This is a genomic window from Pontibacter kalidii, from assembly GCF_026278245.1.
In the GTDB taxonomy this organism is placed as follows: domain Bacteria; phylum Bacteroidota; class Bacteroidia; order Cytophagales; family Hymenobacteraceae; genus Pontibacter; species Pontibacter kalidii.
The window spans coordinates 689,956-708,547 of record NZ_CP111079.1; the positions used below are offsets into that span (position 1 = coordinate 689,956).

Genomic DNA, 18,592 nt, shown 5'->3' on the forward strand with positions numbered 1-18,592 from the left:
ATTTTTTGAGTCTTAGGCTTTCTTGCTCTGTGAAGCGGGAAGAGAAGGAGTGGGCCAGGTTTTTTTGCGGCGGGTCACGTTCGCAGCATTCCTCTTCTATAGCCTACGGCAACAAGCCTATTGCACTCTTTCCTGTTGCTGTGGCCTCAGGTCCGTCTGTTGGCTCTCCAGAAAAGTTTTACTTCCGATATATTCTTGTATTGTTGATTTTATTTATATAATTATAAAAAAAATTCAAATTTATAGGTAGGCCAGTGTTTTGGAACTGCCACCATTCCCTCCTATCAGATTATAGTATTAGTTACCACTGTTTATATTAATTATGTCATATATCGGCTTGAAGGTGATTTTTGGGTATGCCAAAAGCTAAATAACTAGGGTATAGGTATGTGGCTCAAAATAGGCCATTTTTAATATATAGGTATATGAATTTAGGTATATTATTAAATCGTTCTTTTTTAATAGAACTTGATAAAATCATAAACCTTCCTGTCGGTAAGGCCGTATTTCTCACTAAACACACAAGACCTATGGCTGCAGCTTGAATGCTACAGTGAACAAGACAAATACTGGATCTTTGACGAAGGTTCAGGTGAAGCCGGAGACGCCGGCCCAGCTTAACGACTGTTATAAGTATAAAGGCACAGCGGTTAGACCTGAAAAGGTAGTTTGTGAAGAGGGTAAGTGTGAGGCAGTGTAGAATCCCAAAGTTTACTTATGACCCCAAAAAGTACGCAACCAAATGAATAAATATAGACATTACTACAGCTTTAACAGGGTTCTCCTGTTATTCCTTGACGTTACCCTCATCGCCTTTGCGTTCAAGTTGTCGAACCTGATTCGCTACGGCAGCCTGGAACTCGACCACCAGTACAATATCTTCTTTGTGCTGTTCGCCCTGGTGTGGTGGATCGTATCTGGTTTCTCGAATTTTGTGGTGAGGGTCGACAGCTTCCTGCCGATAGACAAGCGCTTTAGCAATCTGATCAATGTGTTTGTGATGCACGCGCTCATCCTGGCCAGCTGTATCGTTATATTCAACCTGGAGGAGCTATCCCGGTTGCTGCTGCTGTACACTTACCTGTCTACAGCCCTGCTGATCGGCTTTAGTCGCCTGATTCTGTTTCAGGTGAACCGCTACTTTACCAACTCTGATATGGCGCACACGCGTTATGTTATCGTTGGTACGGGCCCTGCGGCGGCCTCCCTGCACCAGACCCTGAGCAACAACGACGAGATAGGCACCAAGTTCATGGGTTTCTTCGATGACGAAGCCGACATGAGCAGCCCGTACAGTGGCCAGTTGCAGGGTAGCATGGAAGACCTGAAGGATTACTGCCTGCAGCACAGCATTGATGAGATCTATTACACCAAGCCGCTGACCGATGCAGCGCAAATCGATGAACTTACGGAATTCGCTAACGACAACTTTATCTACCTGCGCCTGGTGCCGGATTTCAGCGCGATGGTGAAGAAGGATGTGAATGTGTACTTCTACCACAACATCCCTATGCTGAGCGTGCGCAACGAGCCGCTGGAGCTTGCCTCTAACCGCGTGGTGAAGCGCATCTTCGACGTGGCGTTCTCCCTGGCGGTGATCCTGCTGATCTTCCCGATCCTGTTCCCGATCATCGCCCTGCTGATCAAACTGGAGTCGAAGGGGCCGATCTTTTTCAAGCAGCTGCGCCCGGGCAAGAAGAACAGGCTGTTCGTGTGCTATAAGTTCCGGACCATGCGTGTGAACAAAGATACGGAGCTCCAGGCCACGAAGAACGACCCGCGGATCACCCGTTTCGGCGCCATCATGCGCAAGACGAGCCTAGATGAGCTGCCGCAGTTCTTCAACGTACTGTTAGGGGACATGTCAGTAGTAGGGCCGCGCCCGAATCTGGTGTCGCAGCTGGACCAGTACTCCAAAGTGATCTCCAAGTATAAAACACGCCACTTTGTGACCCCGGGCATTACGGGTTACGCCCAGGTAAGCGGTTTCCGTGGTGAGACCAAAGAGGTGCACCTGATGGAGAAGCGCGTGGAGTACGATGTGATGTACATGGCCAAATGGAGCTTGATGATGGACATGAAAATTATCTTCCTTACTGTCTGGAACATGATTAAAGGCGAAAAGAATGCTTACTGAGACGATACAAGAACAACCTGTTGCCGCCGAGCCACCCATAAAAGAGAAGCGCCAGCTTCTCGGCTCCCTTATCTCGGCAGGCTCCTTCAATGACTTTGTGAACCATGTTTTCTGGCTCACCGACCATAAAGACTCCTCCTACGTGTGCTTTACCAATGTGCACATGCTGATGGAGGCAAAGCAGGACAAGGATTTCCAGCGCCTGCTCAACAACGCAGACATCGCCTCGCCGGACGGCGGACCTGTGTCCAAGCTCATGAAACTGCTTTACGGCCAGCACCAGGATCGCGTGCCAGGCATGGACCTGATGCCGAGACTGCTGCAGGAGGCCGAGAAGAGGGGGAAATCGGTCTTTTTCTACGGCTCCACGGACCAGGTGCTGGAGGCGGTGGTAGCGAAAACCAAAACTGACCTGCCGAACCTGCGCGTGGCCGGGTACTACTCGCCGCCTTTCCGCAAGCTCACTCATATAGAGGATACCGCCATCACCAACATGATCAACGACTCCGGGGCCGACATCGTGTTTGTGGCCCTTGGGTGCCCCAAGCAGGAGCGCTGGATGGCAGACCACAAAGGGCAGGTGAAGGCCTGTATGCTGGGCGTGGGGCAGGCTTATATGACCTATGCCGGGCTGGAGAAACGCCTGCCGAAGTGGGCCCGTGATCTGAGCCTGGAGTGGACCTACCGCTTATGGCAGGAGCCGGGTCGCCTCTGGAAACGCTACCTGGTTACCAACAGTAAGTTTCTGTATGAGGTAGCTAAAGTGATGTTATTCAGGCGCAAGCGCAGTATGCAGCTTACCAACTAGCAAGTATAAGTTCGATGCTGGAGAAGCAGGATGAGATGGAGAAGGTTTATCGAGCACCACTACCGTCAACGACAGGCATATAGCCAGTACCGGCGGGCTGTTGTACAATTCTACAGCAAGGTGAGGTGCGCCAGAAAACGAGCCCAGACCCTTCAGCTCTCTTCCAAACAGGACTGCTTTACAAGGTATGCCGGCATAAAGACCGCCCACGCCAGTAATGATGCATAGGCAGCACGTGCCTGGGGTTATCTTCTTTAGAAAAAATCCCTTCAGGTAAATCCAAATATAGGAATCTCCGTATCTATTACCGGCCAATGTTGCAGGGGCAGTGTGTGCTTCTGCTTTGGTCTTAACCCAACTTTTTAACCCTTTAACCCTTACTATATACATGAAAGCTGTTATACTTGCCGGCGGTTTCGGTACAAGAATAAGCGAAGAAAGCGGCGTTCGCCCGAAGCCCATGGTAGAAATTGGTGGTAAGCCGATCCTGTGGCACATCATGAAAATCTACTCCCACTACGGCATCGACGAGTTCATCATCTGCTGCGGGTACAAAGGCCATATCATCAAGGAATACTTCGCTAACTACTTCCTGCACAACTCCGACGTAACGTTTGACATGCGCACCAACAAAATGGAGGTGCACCAAAACAATACCGAGTCGTGGAAGGTGACGCTGGTGGATACCGGGGAGGGCACTCTGACGGGCGGGCGCCTGAAGCGCGTGCGCGAGTACCTGGGCGACGAAACCTTCTGCATGACCTACGGGGACGGGGTAAGCGACATTAACATTGCCGAGTCTATTGAGTTTCACAGGCAGCAGGGCACATTGGCTACCCTCACGGCCGTGCAGCAGCCGGGTCGTTTCGGCGCCTTCACGCTTGCCGGCGGAGACACGCACGTGCGCCACTTCCAGGAGAAGCCGAACGGGGGCGACCAGCCCTGGATCAATGGTGGTTTCTTTGTGCTGGAGCCCGCCGTGATCGACTATATTGAGGGTGACCACACCACGTGGGAGCGCGAGCCCATGGAGCGGCTGGCCAAGGCAGGCGAGCTATCCGCCTACAAGCATACCGGCTTCTGGCAGCCCATGGATACCCTCCGCGACAAGAACGTGCTCGAGGACCTGCTGCTGGCCGGTAAGGCCCCGTGGTACAACATGATCAGCAGCACCAAGCAACAGGAGATCAGCAATGCTGTACTGTAGGCTGCAGGGGCAGCCTTGTATTTTTGTGGTTGCCACTGCCCGGTATTACCCTGTATCCCAACCTATACCCTATCCTTTACCATACCTGGCATAAGTTTTACCAGATGAAGAAAGACGCTCTGCAGCATACTTACAGAGGTAAGAAAGTTTTCCTGACCGGCCATACCGGCTTTAAAGGCTCCTGGATGCTGCAAATACTGCACCTGCTGGGGGCGGAGGTGAAAGGCTACGCCCTGGCACCTGAAACAGGCGAAGACCTGTACCACCTCATGAACGGCGATGTGCTCTGCGACTCGGTGATAGCCGATATCCGCGACAAGGCAGCTTTAGAGGAAGCCATACTTAGCTTTCAGCCGGATTTTGTCTTCCACCTGGCGGCGCAGCCGCTGGTGAGGCTGTCGTATGAGTTCCCGTCCGAAACCTTTGCTGTGAACGCCATTGGCACGGCTCATGTGCTGGATGCCGTGCGGCTGCTGGAGAAACCCTGCACGGTGGTGCTCATCACGACTGACAAAGTATACGAGAACAAGGAGTGGGTATACCCCTACCGCGAAACCGACCAGTTGGGGGGCTACGACCCCTACAGCGCCAGCAAGGCCTGCGCCGAGTTGGTGATCTCGTCCTACACCCGCTCTTTTTTTCACCCGGATAAGTTTACGCAGCACCAGAAAGCTGTTGCCAGTACCCGTGCTGGTAACGTGATCGGCGGCGGCGACTGGGCCAAAGACCGCATTATACCGGATATCGTGCGGGCCCTGCGGTCGGGCGAGCCTGTTACGGTGCGTAACCCGAATGCCGTGCGCCCCTGGCAGCACGTGCTGGAGCCGGTGGCCGGGTACCTGTTACTGGGGGCAAGACTGGCGGAGGATCACACAAGCTTTGGCGGCGCCTGGAACTTCGGCCCGCTGGCCGGCGACAATAGCAGGGTGGAGGAGCTGGTGCAGAGTGCCCTGAGCGTATGGGGCGGTGGCAACTACGACAAACCGGAGCTGAAGAACCAGCCGCACGAGGCGGGCCTGCTCAAGCTCGACATCAGCAAGGCGCAGAACCTGCTGGGCTGGAACCCCAAGTATAATTCCGCGCAGGCCATTGAGCGCACTATCTCCTGGTATAAAACCTATCACGAGCAACCTGAACGTATCAAGGCGTATACACTTAGCCAAATCGAGGAGTTCCTGGCGGATGAAATGCCGGTGTACCAGGAGGGCTAAGCATACTTAAAAGTATAAAACATGATCTTCACAGAGACAAAACTAAAAGGAGCCTACATCATCGACATAAAAAAGCTGGAGGATGACCGCGGTTTTTTCGGGCGCGCCTACTGCCAGCGGGAGTTTGAGGAATACGGCCTGAATACCAACCTGGTGCAGACGAACGTGAGCTTCAACAAGAAAAAAGCGACCCTGCGCGGCATGCACATGCAGCAGGCCCCGCACGCCGAGACCAAGCTGGTACGCTGCACCCGCGGCGCCATCTACGATGTGATCGTGGACCTGCGCCCGGACTCCGATACATATAAGCAGTGGGTCGGGGTGGAGCTGACGGCGGACAATTACCGCATGCTGTACGTGCCCGAGGGCTTTGCCCACGGCTACATCACCCTGGAGGACAACACCGACGTGACGTACCAGGTAACGGCCTTTTACGAGGCCAGTGCTGAGCGCGGCCACCGCTGGAACGACCCAGCCTTCAACATTCAGTGGCCGCTGGAGCCGCAGCTCATCTCCGAGAAGGACCGGAGCCACCCGCTGCTGGAGGCTACCCCCGAGAAGTCAGCTGTGTAGGCTGAGCGTTACTAGTATACCTAATTCAGAAGCAGAAGTATGATCATAGTTGATACAGCCTTAGCCAAGCGTGCCGCCGCCGGAAAACCTGTGCGGGTAGGCATGGTGGGAGCGGGCTTTATGGCCAAAGGCGTTGCCCTCCAGATAAAGCACCACACACCCGGCATGGAGTTGGTGGCCATTGCCAACCGCACCTTGGGTAACGCCCGTGAGGTCTATGCCGAGGCGGGCATACCGGATGTCGTGGAGGTGGAGAGCGCAGCGCAACTTGAGGAGAATATCCGCCAGGGCAAGTATAGCATTACGAGTGATGCCATGCAGCTGTGCCAGGCCGAAGGGATAGACGCTATCCTGGAGGTAACCGGAGCCGTGGAGTTGGGCGCGCACGTAGCCATGGAGGCTATCCATTACGGCAAGCACGTCATCATGATGAACGCGGAGGTGGACGGCACCATCGGCCCGATCCTGAAAGTATACGCCGACAAGGCCGGTGTGGTGTTCACCAACGTGGACGGCGACCAGCCGGGCGTGATCATGAACTTGTACCGCTACGTGAAGTCGATCGGCATGAAGCCGGTGCTGTGCGGCAACATCAAGGGCCTGCACGACCCGTACCGAAACCCCACCACGCAGGAGGGCTTTGCCAAGCGCTGGGGGCAGAACCCGGCCATGGTGACTTCCTTTGCCGACGGCACCAAGATCTCGTTTGAGCAGGCGATCGTGGCTAACGGCACCGGTATGCGCGTGGCCAGGCGCGGCATGCTTGGGCCGCATGCGCCGCAGGGAGCGAATATCCGGGAGTCGGTGAACCTGTTCCCGCTGGAGGAACTGACGGAGGGACCGGGCATTGTGGACTACGTGGTGGGCATTGCCGAGCCTGCGGGCGGCGTGTTTGTGCTGGCCACGCAGGATAACCCAACGCAGCAGCACTACCTCAACTACTATAAAATGGGCGAGGGGCCGCTGTACTGCTTCTATACTCCGTACCACCTGTGCCACCTGGAGGTGCCGCTCACCATTGCCCGTGCCGTGCTATTCCAGGATGCCGCGCTGGCGCCGCTGGACAAACCGTACGTAGAGGTGGTAGCCGCTGCCAAAACCGACCTGAAAGCAGGGCAGACCATCGACGGCATCGGCCACTACATGACCTACGGCCTTTGCGAGAACGCCGACGTGACCGCAAAGGAGCGGCTCTTGCCCATGGGGCTGGCCGAGGGCTGCGTGCTGAAGCGCGACATCCCGAAGGACCAGGTGCTGACTTACGATGATGTGGTGCTGCCGGAGGGGCGCCTGGTGGATGCGCTGCGCGAGGAGCAGAACGCATACTTTGCCGCTACCGACGAAGAAAGCCGCAACAAAGCACTGAGGCACCAGCACCAGGCGGAAACCCCCGTTTAACGATACACACCCAAACTAAACCAACAGTGCCGCGCATCGCAAGCCCTAGGTAGCGGTGCGCGTTTTTTATGCAGGATGATAAAGGAAATAGTAGGCATCGTACCAGCTGCAGGCTACGGCTCCAGGCTCTCGCCGCTCCCGTGCAGCAAAGAGCTGTTCCCGGTGGGCTTTGAGGCGCACCCGGAGCATGGCGGGCAGCGGCCCAAGGTGGTGTCGCAGTACCTGCTGGAGCACATGCAGCGTGCCGGGGCCGGGAAAGTATACCTTATACTTCGGAAAGGTAAATGGGATATCCCCACTTACTACGGCGACGGCAGCCAACTGGGATTGCAGCTGACTTACCTCATCATGCAGAAGCCATACGGCAGCCCCTTCTCGGCCGACCAGGCGTATCCTTTCGTGCGGCAGCAGCGGGTGGTATTCGGCTTCCCGGATATCCTTTTTGAGCCGGAGAATGCCTTTGAGCGGCTGCTACAACGGCAGGAGCAAACCGGTGCCGATGTGGTGTTGGGTTGTTTTAAAGTGCCCTGCCCGCACAAGTGGGACATGGTGGAGCTGCAGGAGAGCGGCGAGGTGAAAACCATACTTCCAAAGCCCGCCACATCAGAGCTTACCCACGGCTGGGCCATTGCCTGCTGGGGGCCGCGCTTCACGGAGTTCATGCACACTTACCTGCTGCAGGTGGAGGAGCAACTGTATGCTTCGGGCAGAGAACTGAGCGTGGGCGAGGTGGTGCAGGCCGCCATATACGAGGGGTTGTTGGTGCAGAGCGAGGTGTTCGAGAACGGCAACTGCCTGGATGTGGGCACCCCGGAAGACCTGCAAACGGCCATCCGTAGCTTATCCTGATTAGAATTTATACTTTATGCGCATACTTCAGATCCACAATTTTTACAAGCAGGCCGGCGGCGAGGACACTGTTTTTGAGCAGGAGGCGCAGCTGCTGCGGGCGCATGGCCATACCGTGGAGCAGCTTACCTTCTCCAACAATGATGTTACAAGTACAAAGGCCAAGCTGCAGGCGGCGCTGGGGGTGGTGTATAACCCGCAGAGCGCAGGCATCATCAGCCAAAGTATAAAACGGTTTAAGCCGGACGTGGTGCACGTGCATAACTTTTTTCCGCTGGTGTCGCCGGGGGTGTTTTGGGTGTGCCGCAAGTATAAGGTGCCCGTGGTGATGACCCTGCACAATTACCGCCTGCTGTGCCCGAGCGCGGTGCTATACTACGACGGCAGGGTGCAGCTGGAGAACGTGCAGCAGACCTTCCCGATCAAACCGATTCTGCAGGGCGTTTACCGCGGCTCTAAAATAGAGACGGCCTCGGTGGTGCTGGCCACTGGCGTGCATAAGCTGCTGGGCACCTGGCGCGAAAAGGTGAGCAAGTTTATCGCCCTGACACCAGGCGCGGCAGACCTTTTCCAGAACTCATCCCTCCGCCTGAGGCCGGAGCAGCTTAGTATAAAACCTAACTTCACGGCCGACCCGGGGCTGGGCGCCGCCACCCGTGAGGCTTACTTTTTGTACCTGGGCAGGCTGACGGAAGAGAAGGGCATCCGGACACTGCTGAAGGCGCATAGCATAAAGCCGTTCCCGTTGAAGATCATCGGCACCGGGCCGCTGCAGGCGCTGGTAGAGGAGTATGCGGCCAAAAATCCGTTAGTGGAGTACCTAGGCTTCCGGCCCCGCGAAGAGGCCATGGAGCAGCTGAAAAGGGCCCGTGCACTTATCTTTCCGTCGGAGTGGCTGGAAACCTTTGGCATGACGGCCGTGGAAGCCTTTGCCACGGGCACACCGGTGATTGCCTCTAATATTGGCGGCGGGGCCTACATTGTGCAGCACCAGCAAAACGGGCTGCACTTTTCCCCCGCAGATGCGCAGGAACTGGCAAGCCAGGTCGGGTTGCTAGAGCAGTTGCCTGACCTAGCCAAGAAGCTGGGGCAGCATGCACGCCAGAGCTACGAGCAACACTACACGCCGGAGGCAAACTATGCCAGGCTGCTGCAGATTTACGGGCAGGCGATCGGGGCAACAGAAAAGCCTGCCTCTGCAACCGTAGCTGCTGAGGCAGGCCTCTAATTTACTCTTGGCGTTTCGTAGCGCTTCAGGCCACTTTCACCTTCTTCGATTTATCGGTCTTCATCCGCTCCAGGATCTCCACCACCTTGTCGGTTTCCACTACCAGGTGCTCACGCTGACCTTGGTCGGCATTGCGAACGCGTTTGTTGCCCTGGCAGATGATGTAGTCGTAGTCCAGGTCGATCTTGGTGGCGATGTCGTAGAAGGGCTCAATCACAAAGCCCTCGTTAAAGATCTCGATCATCTTGGTGCCCGGCTTGCAGAAGATCATACTGATCAGACCAGCACCGGTAGCGCCCAGCACCACTTTGGCCCTGGAGAACAGCCTGATCTTCTCTTTGATATTAAGCCCGCTTGATACAATGCTCCTGAAGCCGTAGGGCTCGAGTGCCTCCAGCAGCTCCTTCTCGTTCAGGATATTGCGTATCTTGGAGTCTGATCGGCTGATGTACAGGTAGGGCGTGTCCGGGGTGATGAGTTCGTTCTCCTCCTCGGCGTACGGCAGGAAGGCCTCCTGCAGGTAATCGCAGAGCCATTTGGGCACCAGCGTATGGTTGCCGCGCGGGGCTGTGGAGGCTATGATGCAGTCGGCGGCGATGTGCGGAAACTTGTCGCCCGCTATGATCTTCTCCTGCGGAATGCCCAGCAGCTCTAGCGTCTCCCGCTGAAAGTCATAGCGCGTGCTTGGCACGTAGAACCAGTCCACCTTGTCGTACAGGCCGCTCTCGCGCAGCAGGTGCAGGCGTGGCAGCACATCTACAAACCAGTGGCTGATGTTGTTGAGGCCGGCACCTCCCGTAAGCAGCGAGAAGACGGTGCCGTTATACTTTACAGGCGGGTTAAAGTAGCGCTGCTCAAAAATATTGTTGAGATTCGGCTCCGATACCTTGCCGCTGGTCAGGCTCAGCGATACGTTCTCTACCAGGCGGTTATACTGCGACACCACCGCCACGCTGCTTTCGTTGTCGGTGTAAATGCGTCCGTTGGGCACTTCCACCACCATGTAGTCTGTCTGTACTTTCTTCTTCGGCTTCCAGTACTCCGAACAGGCCTCGTACAGGTCTTCCGATATGTTGAGTTCGGTGGTGAGGCCCGGGTAAATAGGGTGGACTCTGATCTCGCGGGGGTTATTGGCCGTGAGTTGCTCCAGATTGATGCGGCACACATCACCGGGGCGATAGTGGGTGTTGTGCGGTACGTATCGACCCAGTATCTTCTTTAACTTTTTCGTTCCCTTCGTATAGTAAGCTTTTAGTTTCATGGGTATAGTTAGGCTTATTCGTGTAAAATCCGTTTCTGGCTACTCTTCCTTTAAATTAACCAGCAGTCGTTCGTCCTTTCCGGACGGGGTTGCCCGCAACTGTGCCACCGTGGAATGGCGGGTTAGCAGTTGTGCAGCTACTTTTACGGCTACTTCGTTCCAATGGGCGTCGTCAACCGGGTAAAGTTGCACCTGCTGCTGCTGATACAGTTCCCTGAAGGCCGGCTGTATGTCCACAAACTCCACGCCACGCTCGCTTAGCCGACTTAAAAGCCGGGGCAGGAAGGTGGCTTCCTTCTGGTTGGGCAAAAGCTTATAGTATATATTTTCCTTGTTAGGGATGGGCAGGAAGACAAAGTGTATGCCCCGCTCCTGCAGCGCATCGCGGTAACCCGCCAGCACATCGGCCATGTGATCCAGCTCCTCCTCCGAGAACTCGCGGTTGGCGTATTCCCCCTCCATAAAAAATTCGTTGTTGTAGCTGATGTACTCTTTTTTGCCCAGGGCGCGGTCTATCTCGGCGAGGGTGCGGCGGTAAAGCGCCAACTTGGAGATACGGTCGGCGGAAACGGCCAGGGAGGTGAGGAAAGGAGAGGAGTTGATAAGGTTGCCCGTATAGTTCCTGATTCTGGAGCCAAGGCCGTTGTCGCCCATGGCAGGCAGCTCCGGTATGCGGCGCTCGATGCTCGAGACGATCACCAGCTGGGGCGGGTTTTCCTGGAAGCGGTCGGTGGCCAGGAAGCGGTTCATGGTGGCCGGCGCGAACGAGTATACATCGCGGCCCAACTGCCGCTCCAGCACCTCGGCCAGTGTCTCCTCCTGCGAGAGCTTGGCCCCCGTGATATTGGAGTCGCCGATCAGGAGCACGTCGTTTTTGGTGTCGCGGTTGCGGTAGCCATACTTGTCGGTGTACCACTCCACCTTACGCTTCTGCGCAAAGGGCGTGCGCGGGGCCAGTTCGCCTTCCTCCTCCATCTGCATGTGCACGTTTGGGTAAAAAGGGCCCGACATTACGCGCATGGTGTTTACGGAGATCGTTTCCCAGATACGGAACGTGAAGAAGTTCATCGGCAGCACAAACACCTCTATCAATGGCCAAAGCATGAACGGCAGCGCTAACAGGGCTAGCTTGCTCAGCAGCCTTTTTACTCCTTTGTTGTCTTTCACGTTGCTTGCCATACTTCCTTAAAACTGAAAATAGATAAACTCCTGGTGCCCGAACTGCCCGAAGAGCAGCACGGTGATGATGGCGGCGTAGTAAATACCCCAGCGCACCCACGCAGGGCGTTGCATAATAAGCTGCGACACGCTTCCGTTGCGCTGAATGAGATGTACAGTTTCCATGATCGCGATGGCCACTACCGAGACGGCAAATACCTTAAAGCCCTGGTCCATGAACACATCGTGGCTCCAGTCGAGGGCCAGGGCCTGTGCCGGGTTGGTGAGCACAGAGGCGCTCTGGCCAATAATGTAAAAGGCGTCGGTTATACTGTTTGCCCGGAAAAAGATCCAGCTGAAGCACACGAGGAAGAACACCGTGAGCACCTGCACCCACTTGTATACTTGTGGGTGCGAGCTTAGGCCGATCCGTTGCGCGAGCGCGTTGCGTCTCTCTTTGGTCAGGATACCGAATACCTGGTACACCCCGTGCAGCGCCCCCCACACAATAAAGGTCCAGTTGGCCCCGTGCCACAGCCCGCTCACCATAAACACAAGGAAGAGGTTATAGTACCAGCGCCACTTCACCACCCGGTTGCCCCCCAAGGGGATGTAGAGGTAGTCTCTGAACCAGGTGGAGAGGGAGATGTGCCAGCGGCTCCAGAACTCGGGGATGGTCTTGGCGAAGTAGGGGCTGCGGAAGTTCTCCATCAGGCGGAAGCCCATCACCTGCGCCGCCCCGATGGCGATGTCGGAGTAGCCCGAGAAGTCGCAGTAGATCTGGAAAGCAAAGAATATCGTGGCGATGATGTGCGAGATGCCCTCGTACTCGGTAGGGTTGTTGTAGACCTGGTTCACCATCAGGGCCAGGTTATCGGCAATCACAATCTTTTTAAAGAAGCCCCAGGCCATGCGGCGAAGGCCGGCCACCACGCGCCCGTAGCTAAAGGCGTGGTACTGGCGCAGCTGCCCCAGCAGGTTACCCGCCCGCTCTATGGGGCCTGCCACCAACTGCGGGAAAAAAGTGACGAACAGCGCAAAGATGCCCAGGTGCCGCTCCGGCCTGATACGCCCGTTATACACGTCTATCGAGTAGCTCATGGTCTGGAACGTATAGAAGGAGATGCCCATGGGCAGCAGCAACTCAAAGGCCGGCATGGCATAGGGCATGTCGAGGGCGAGGGCAATGTCGCGGGCGCTTTCGTTGAAGAAGTTATAGTATTTAAAGAGGAGCAGGATACCCAGGTTCGTGCAGAGGCTCAGCCACAACCAGGGCATGCGCTTTGCCTTGTCCTCCTGGCGTCCCATCATCTGGCCGCAGAAGAAATCCACCAAGGTGGAAACCATCAGTATAAGGGCATAGGCCGGCTTCCACGACATGTAAAAGTAGTAACTGGCAAGCAGCAGGATGAGCCAACGGCGTTTGAAGGGCGTCAGGAAGTATAAGGTAACTACTACCGGAAAGAAAATGAAGAATTCAGTAGAGTTAAAGAGCATACTTTCTCCAGTTTGTAAGGGTGGCTGTCGCTGGTAGTATCAAAAGTTCACTTACTTCAAGCACTGGTACAGGGGTCGGTTAAACAAAGTCTCGGGAGAGACCTTCTCTGATATTATATAGAAGTTGCACTAAAAAGTTGTGTATTTCAGCATATATTTTTTTTAATACTTGGAGAACTCGGCACAGCAGTGCCCTGGGATGTTCTCTGGCCCCTTTTTGCAATGTAGTGATACGAAGGCCTATCAGGGAGAAAAATAAAAAATATACTTTTAACCAGAGCGCCAGGAATAATTGGCAACCAAGGTATAGGTTTGACGTTATATAGTGAGTTCAACTGAGAGCTTAACCGCTACCCTTACTATATGCCCTTATACTTTTACTTCAGACAGCGGCTTGCCTGGTTGCTGCCACTTATTTGTATATCAGCGCTTTGTACTATACCCCTGGCCGCGGTGGCGGCTGTCGGTACTCCTTCTTTTCTTTCCGCCCCGAGCGTGAGTGCCAAGGCGTCGCTGGTAGGAGCCATCACGGTGACATGGACAAAAGTTGACGGCGCCACCGGCTATGTGCTGGAAAGATCCGGCACCGGGGAGGCCGCCAGTTTTACCCCGCTCAAGACCCTGGGCGCCGCAGAAACCTCCTTCCGCGACACGGAGCTCTACTACAGCCAGACGGCCTATTACCGGGTTAAGGCAACCGGGAGCGGCGCCACGCCCTACAGCAACGTTGCCAGCGCCACCACCCACGCCGAAAATAAAAAGTTCGCCATCATGCCGCTCGGCGACTCCAACACAGAAGGGGGCACCCCGAACGACCCGGCAAACCTCAGGGCCTCCTATAGGGCTAAGTTAGAGGACCTGCTGAACGGCAAAAGTATAAAGTTTGATTATGTGGGCAGCGAATCCACGGGCGGAAGCCTTGTCTCGGACACTGACCACGCCGGCTTTGGCGGGGCAAGAGACGAGGACATTGCGCTGCTTCTGCGGGATGGACGGTTTGAATTCTACGATACCGGCGAGTACCGTGGGCCTGGTGGCGGTCCTTACCTGGACAGGTATAACCCCGACATTATTTTGCTGCACATCGGCACCAACTGGGTGAGCGGCAGCGCAACGGCCATGGACGATGTGCGCGACATTCTGGATGAGGTGGACAAGTATGAAAGCCGCGCCAATAAAGAGGTGACGGTCATCGTGGCCAGGATTATCAGGCGCGTTTGCTATACCGGTTCCGACGGAACCAAGCACTGCCCGACACCTGCCGAGGCAGAGAATACCATCAAGTATAACAACATGCTGGAAACGTATGTGAAGGAGCGTATCGGCACAGGCGATAGGCTGCACTTGGTGGATATGCAGGACGGCGCCGGCCTGGTGTACAAGTATGAAATGGACGGCGGCGACATGAACGATCATCTTCACCCCACTCAGAAAGGCTACGACAAAATGGCCCCTGTCTGGTTTAAGGCGCTGGATCCGCTGCTGAACCGGGAGCTAAAGCCGACGGACACCGTAGCCCCGGAAACCACCATTGCCGCGAAGCCCAAGGAGCTCTCTAACGCCGGCACCGCACGGTTTGAGTTCAGCAGCAACGAGAGCGGCGTGACCTATCAGGTAAGTATAAACGGGGCCGGCTTCACCAACGCAGCCACTCCGTATACGACAAACGCCCTGGCCGACGGGGAGCATACCATCAGGGTAAGAGCCATTGATGCCGCCGGAAACATAGACGCCACGCCCGCCAGCTACACCTGGACCATCGATACCAAGGCACCGGCCGCACCCATCGTGTCGGCTCCGGAGGAAGGGAAAATGCTGAACAACAACAAGCCCGGTATAAACGGCACGGCGGAGGCGGGCAGTACGGTAAACGTGTTTATCGGCAGCACCAAAATAGGATTAATCACAGCAGGGAAAGATGGAAAGTGGAGTCTGGTTCCTGCCACCGCACTGGCAGAAGGGGCGCAGCAACTGACGGCAACAGCCACGGACGCCGCCGGCAATACCAGCAACGCCAGCAGCACCAGGAACTTTACCATCGATACCAAAGCCCCTCAAACCACCATTGCCTCACATCCGGGCGCTGTAAGCAACAGCTCTGAGGCAAAGTTCGGCTTTAGCAGCAACGAGCAGCATGTCACCTATGAGGTGAGCCTGGACGGGGGGGAGTACCAGGAGACCGGCAGCAGCTATACGGCCAGGGGCTTAGCCGAAGGAAAGCATACGCTGGCCGTGCGTGCCACCGATGCCGCTGGCAACACCGACCCCAGCCCGGCCACCCATACCTGGGAGATAGATACCAAGGCCCCGGAGACACCGACCTTTGCAGGCATTACAGAAGATCGTGGCCCTGTGGAGGATGACCAGGTCACGGCGGATAATACGTTAAGGCTGCGCGGCAGGGCAGAGGCAGGGGCAGTGGTGGCGGTGCTGGAGCAGGGAAACGTGCTGGGTAAGGCAACAGCCCGGCAGGACGGCACCTGGGAGTATAGCCACGAAAGCATAGCCCTGAAGCAGGGGGAGTACACGTTCACCGCCACAGCCACCGATGCCGCCGGCAACACGAGTGATCCCAGCAAAGGCTTTGCCGTGACCATCGACCTGACCGCGCCGAAAGCAGCAATCACCACCATCAGCAGCTCAGTGGTAAACAAAGCCTTCCCTATCAGCATAACTTTCACGGAGGAGGTGTACGGGCTGGCAGCCTCAGATCTTGACGTGACAAATGCTACGCTAGAGGATTTTAAATCCATTGACAGAGCAAGCTATACGGCCACGGTTGTGCCTGCTGCGGATGGAGCGGTGCGCATCAGACTGCCTGCAGGAAAGCTAACAGATCTTGCGGGCAATCTGAACACAGCCTCGAACCTGTTGGAGGCCACCTATGATGCCTCCGCGCCGCAGGGCTATGCTGTGCGGTTTGTTCCGGAGAAAGTGGACGTGGATAATCAGGCTGCCGTGGCCCTCGAGGTAAGCGGGGCGGAGAAAGGCACCACCTATTTTTATAATATAAGTAGCAACAATGGCGGCGAGGAGATAGCGGGGTCGGCTGTAGTGGGAGCCACAGCCTTCAGGATTGAAGCCCTAAACCTGAGTGGCCTGGCCGATGGCACCCTGACAGCTACTTTATACTTAGTGGATGAAGTTGGAAATCGTGGAGAGGAAGTGACGGCGCAGGTAGAGAAGCTCACCAAGGATATCACTACGGTGCACCACCCTGCTGATATCACGGTAAAGTTCAAAACCGGATTCGACGCCATTGGCCTGCCGGATAAAGTGAAGGTAAGCTATACCTATGGCGATGATGAAGAGCTGCAGGTGGCGTGGGCCCAGGGCGACTACAACAGCGAGGTGCCGGGCAGTTACGTGATCATAGGGCAGATGGAGTTGAAGGAGAACACAAGCAACAGCAAGCACATGGCAGCCCGCGTGACCGTAGTGGTAGAGCCGAACCAGCCACCGACCGGCCTCACCCTCAGCACAGACAGGTTCAGGCCGGACATTGATCCGGATACGATGATCGGCACCTTCTCCACCACCGACCCCGATGACGAGGAGTTTACCTACACTTTAATTAGTGGGCAGGGGGATGAAGACAACAGCCTGTTCGGTCTTAGGAACAACAACGAGCTGTACCTGAAATCCAACAGGGGACTTTCGGGTAAATCCGTCTTTAACATCCGCGTGCGCAGCACAGATCCTTACGGTAACGTGATCGAGAAGACCTTTGCCCTCACCAAATCACTCTACTACCCGGAGGGGGGGATAGAGCTGGTAAACGCCTTCTCCCCGGACGGGGACAACATAAACGACACCTGGCTGGTACCGGAACTGCGCTACTATAACAGCATAGAGGTGCAGGTATTCGATCGCTCGGGCGTGCTCCTGTTCCATACCTCTGACCCTGAAAAAGGCTGGGACGGCAGGGGTAAAGATGGCCGCGTGGTGGCCGGCTCATACTTCTACGTCATCCAGGTAAAAGACATCAACCTGGTGCAGAAAGGGGTTTTAACAGTACTTAACTAGCAGAGATGACAAGATTCATACTTTGGGTTTGCCTGGTGATGATCGTTGGCGGGGCACAGGCTCAGAACAGGAAGCAACTGGCTAACTTCCCGCAATACAAACACTACTTTAACCCATCGCTTACCGGCCATGAGGGGTCGGTGCTCCGAAGCATTTACCGTAACCAGTGGACGGGCTTCGAGGACGCGCCCAAAACCATCATGGCCTCGGCGGAGCTGGATTTGCAGAAGCTCGGCAAAAGCAGCAATACTTTCTTCAATGGCCGGTCTGCCCCCCGGGAAGCGGGGACGGAGATAAGCGCCAGGCACGGCCTTGGCCTCACCCTGTTCCATGATCAGTTCGGCCCGGCCAGGGAAACCCAGGCCGCCTTAAGCTATGGCGCCGCGGTGCGGCTGTCGGAGGGGTTGAGCCTGCGTTGGGGAACGGCGTTAAGCTATACTTTTCACCGCCTCGATGGCAACAGCCTGACGGTGGACCAGGAAAACGACCCCCGGTTCAGCCACTTACTGGGCGGGGAGAACCGCAGCGGCAGGGCAGACATTGCCCTTGGCCTCTCGCTCACGGCGGCCAACTTTTACGTGGGCTACGCGATGCTGGATGTAACGGAAGGCAAGCTGGCCTCGTCCGGAGGGGATTACCTGAACGATTTCTACGCCCGACGCCATGTGGGGCAGATTGGCTACCGCCAAGGTATAACGGATGTGTTAGGCTTGACCGTGAACGGCATCTATCAGCACGACAACATCTATAAGTCCACCCTGGAGGGGCAGGTGAAGGCTGTGTATGACAACCTTTTCTGGGTAAGCGGCGGCTACCGCAACAATCTGGCCTATACGTTGGGGGCCGGCCTGCGCCTGAACCAGCTGGCCATCGGCTATACGTACGAAACCCCCACCCAGGAGGCAAAGGCCATTGATAAAGCCACCAATGAGGTATCACTCAGCTACCACCTTTCCGGTGCCCAGGGCGGCAACGGAAACGGCAGGAGACAGACGAAGCGCGTGCTGGTCTGGTAAGTGCCACAGGCCCTCCCCCAATAAGTATAATCCCCTGATAGCAAGCGAAGATCATCTGTAAAGTATAGCTCCGTGGCCGGGCCCTCTAAAATTAAACCTTGCTATATTTTTGGCGTACTATACTCAGGAGATGAAGTGATTGCTTAGTCGATTGTGAGATAATTCCTTAGCCCTTAAGGGATTCGCGATTTCAGCCTCCGGAATAAGATTGCACAGGGCTGCT

General features: G+C 55.8%; 13 protein-coding genes. 10 read left to right on the forward strand and 3 right to left on the reverse strand.

Going from position 1 to position 18,592, the window contains the following annotated elements:
• Positions 1-742: 742 nt before the first annotated feature.
• The 8 genes from OH144_RS02940 to OH144_RS02975 all read left to right on the forward strand — a co-directional run bounded on the left by OH144_RS02940 (position 743) and on the right by OH144_RS02975 (position 9,411).
• Complete coding sequence (locus OH144_RS02940; RefSeq protein ID WP_266204797.1) at positions 743-2,137, forward strand: undecaprenyl-phosphate glucose phosphotransferase; 1,395 nt, start codon at positions 743-745, stop codon at positions 2,135-2,137.
• Entirely contained in the window at positions 2,127-2,945 is an 819-nt protein-coding gene (locus tag OH144_RS02945) for a WecB/TagA/CpsF family glycosyltransferase (protein WP_266204798.1), read from the forward strand. Before OH144_RS02940 ends, OH144_RS02945 begins: the two co-directional genes overlap by 11 nt.
• 388 nt (positions 2,946-3,333) lie before the next feature.
• Entirely contained in the window at positions 3,334-4,152 is an 819-nt protein-coding gene (gene rfbF, locus OH144_RS02950; RefSeq protein ID WP_266204799.1) for a glucose-1-phosphate cytidylyltransferase, read from the forward strand.
• A 104-nt stretch (positions 4,153-4,256) separates the two neighbouring features.
• Positions 4,257-5,363, forward strand: a complete 1,107-nt coding sequence (gene rfbG, locus OH144_RS02955) for a CDP-glucose 4,6-dehydratase (RefSeq protein WP_266204800.1) — start codon at positions 4,257-4,259, stop codon at positions 5,361-5,363.
• Between the two features lie 21 nt (positions 5,364-5,384).
• On the forward strand, positions 5,385-5,936 hold the full coding sequence (rfbC, locus tag OH144_RS02960; RefSeq protein ID WP_266204801.1) for a dTDP-4-dehydrorhamnose 3,5-epimerase: 552 nt from the start codon (positions 5,385-5,387) through the stop codon (positions 5,934-5,936).
• Between the two features lie 39 nt (positions 5,937-5,975).
• On the forward strand, positions 5,976-7,334 hold the full coding sequence (locus tag OH144_RS02965; protein ID WP_266204802.1) for an NAD(P)H-dependent oxidoreductase: 1,359 nt from the start codon (positions 5,976-5,978) through the stop codon (positions 7,332-7,334).
• Between the two features lie 75 nt (positions 7,335-7,409).
• Positions 7,410-8,183, forward strand: coding sequence for a nucleotidyltransferase family protein (locus OH144_RS02970; protein ID WP_266204803.1), 774 nt, complete (start codon positions 7,410-7,412; stop codon positions 8,181-8,183).
• A gap of 16 nt (positions 8,184-8,199) precedes the next feature.
• Positions 8,200-9,411 carry a glycosyltransferase family 4 protein gene (locus tag OH144_RS02975; RefSeq protein WP_266204804.1) on the forward strand — a complete coding sequence of 404 codons (1,212 nt, stop codon included), beginning with the start codon at positions 8,200-8,202 and terminating at the stop codon, positions 9,409-9,411.
• Between the two features lie 25 nt (positions 9,412-9,436).
• Here the strand turns inward: OH144_RS02975 and OH144_RS02980 are convergent, their stop codons facing one another.
• The 3 genes from OH144_RS02980 to OH144_RS02990 are packed head-to-tail and all read right to left on the reverse strand — an operon-like array spanning position 9,437 to position 13,327.
• Entirely contained in the window at positions 9,437-10,672 is a 1,236-nt protein-coding gene (locus OH144_RS02980; RefSeq protein ID WP_266204805.1) for a glycosyltransferase family 61 protein, read from the reverse strand.
• Positions 10,673-10,711: 39 nt separating this feature from the next.
• Entirely contained in the window at positions 10,712-11,851 is a 1,140-nt protein-coding gene (locus tag OH144_RS02985; protein ID WP_266204806.1) for an alginate O-acetyltransferase AlgX-related protein, read from the reverse strand.
• A 6-nt stretch (positions 11,852-11,857) separates the two neighbouring features.
• The gene (locus OH144_RS02990; RefSeq protein WP_266204807.1) at positions 11,858-13,327 is read right to left on the reverse strand and encodes an MBOAT family O-acyltransferase; all 1,470 of its coding nucleotides are present in this window, start codon (positions 13,325-13,327) and stop codon (positions 11,858-11,860) included.
• 495 nt (positions 13,328-13,822) lie between these two features.
• Here OH144_RS02990 and OH144_RS02995 point away from each other — a divergent pair, with 495 nt between their 5' ends.
• Together OH144_RS02995 and OH144_RS03000 are read left to right on the forward strand one after the other, a co-directional pair.
• Positions 13,823-17,353, forward strand: coding sequence for an Ig-like domain-containing protein (locus OH144_RS02995; protein ID WP_266204808.1), 3,531 nt, complete (start codon positions 13,823-13,825; stop codon positions 17,351-17,353).
• A 5-nt stretch (positions 17,354-17,358) separates the two neighbouring features.
• On the forward strand, positions 17,359-18,369 hold the full coding sequence (locus tag OH144_RS03000; RefSeq protein WP_266204809.1) for a PorP/SprF family type IX secretion system membrane protein: 1,011 nt from the start codon (positions 17,359-17,361) through the stop codon (positions 18,367-18,369).
• Positions 18,370-18,592: the final 223 nt, after the last annotated feature.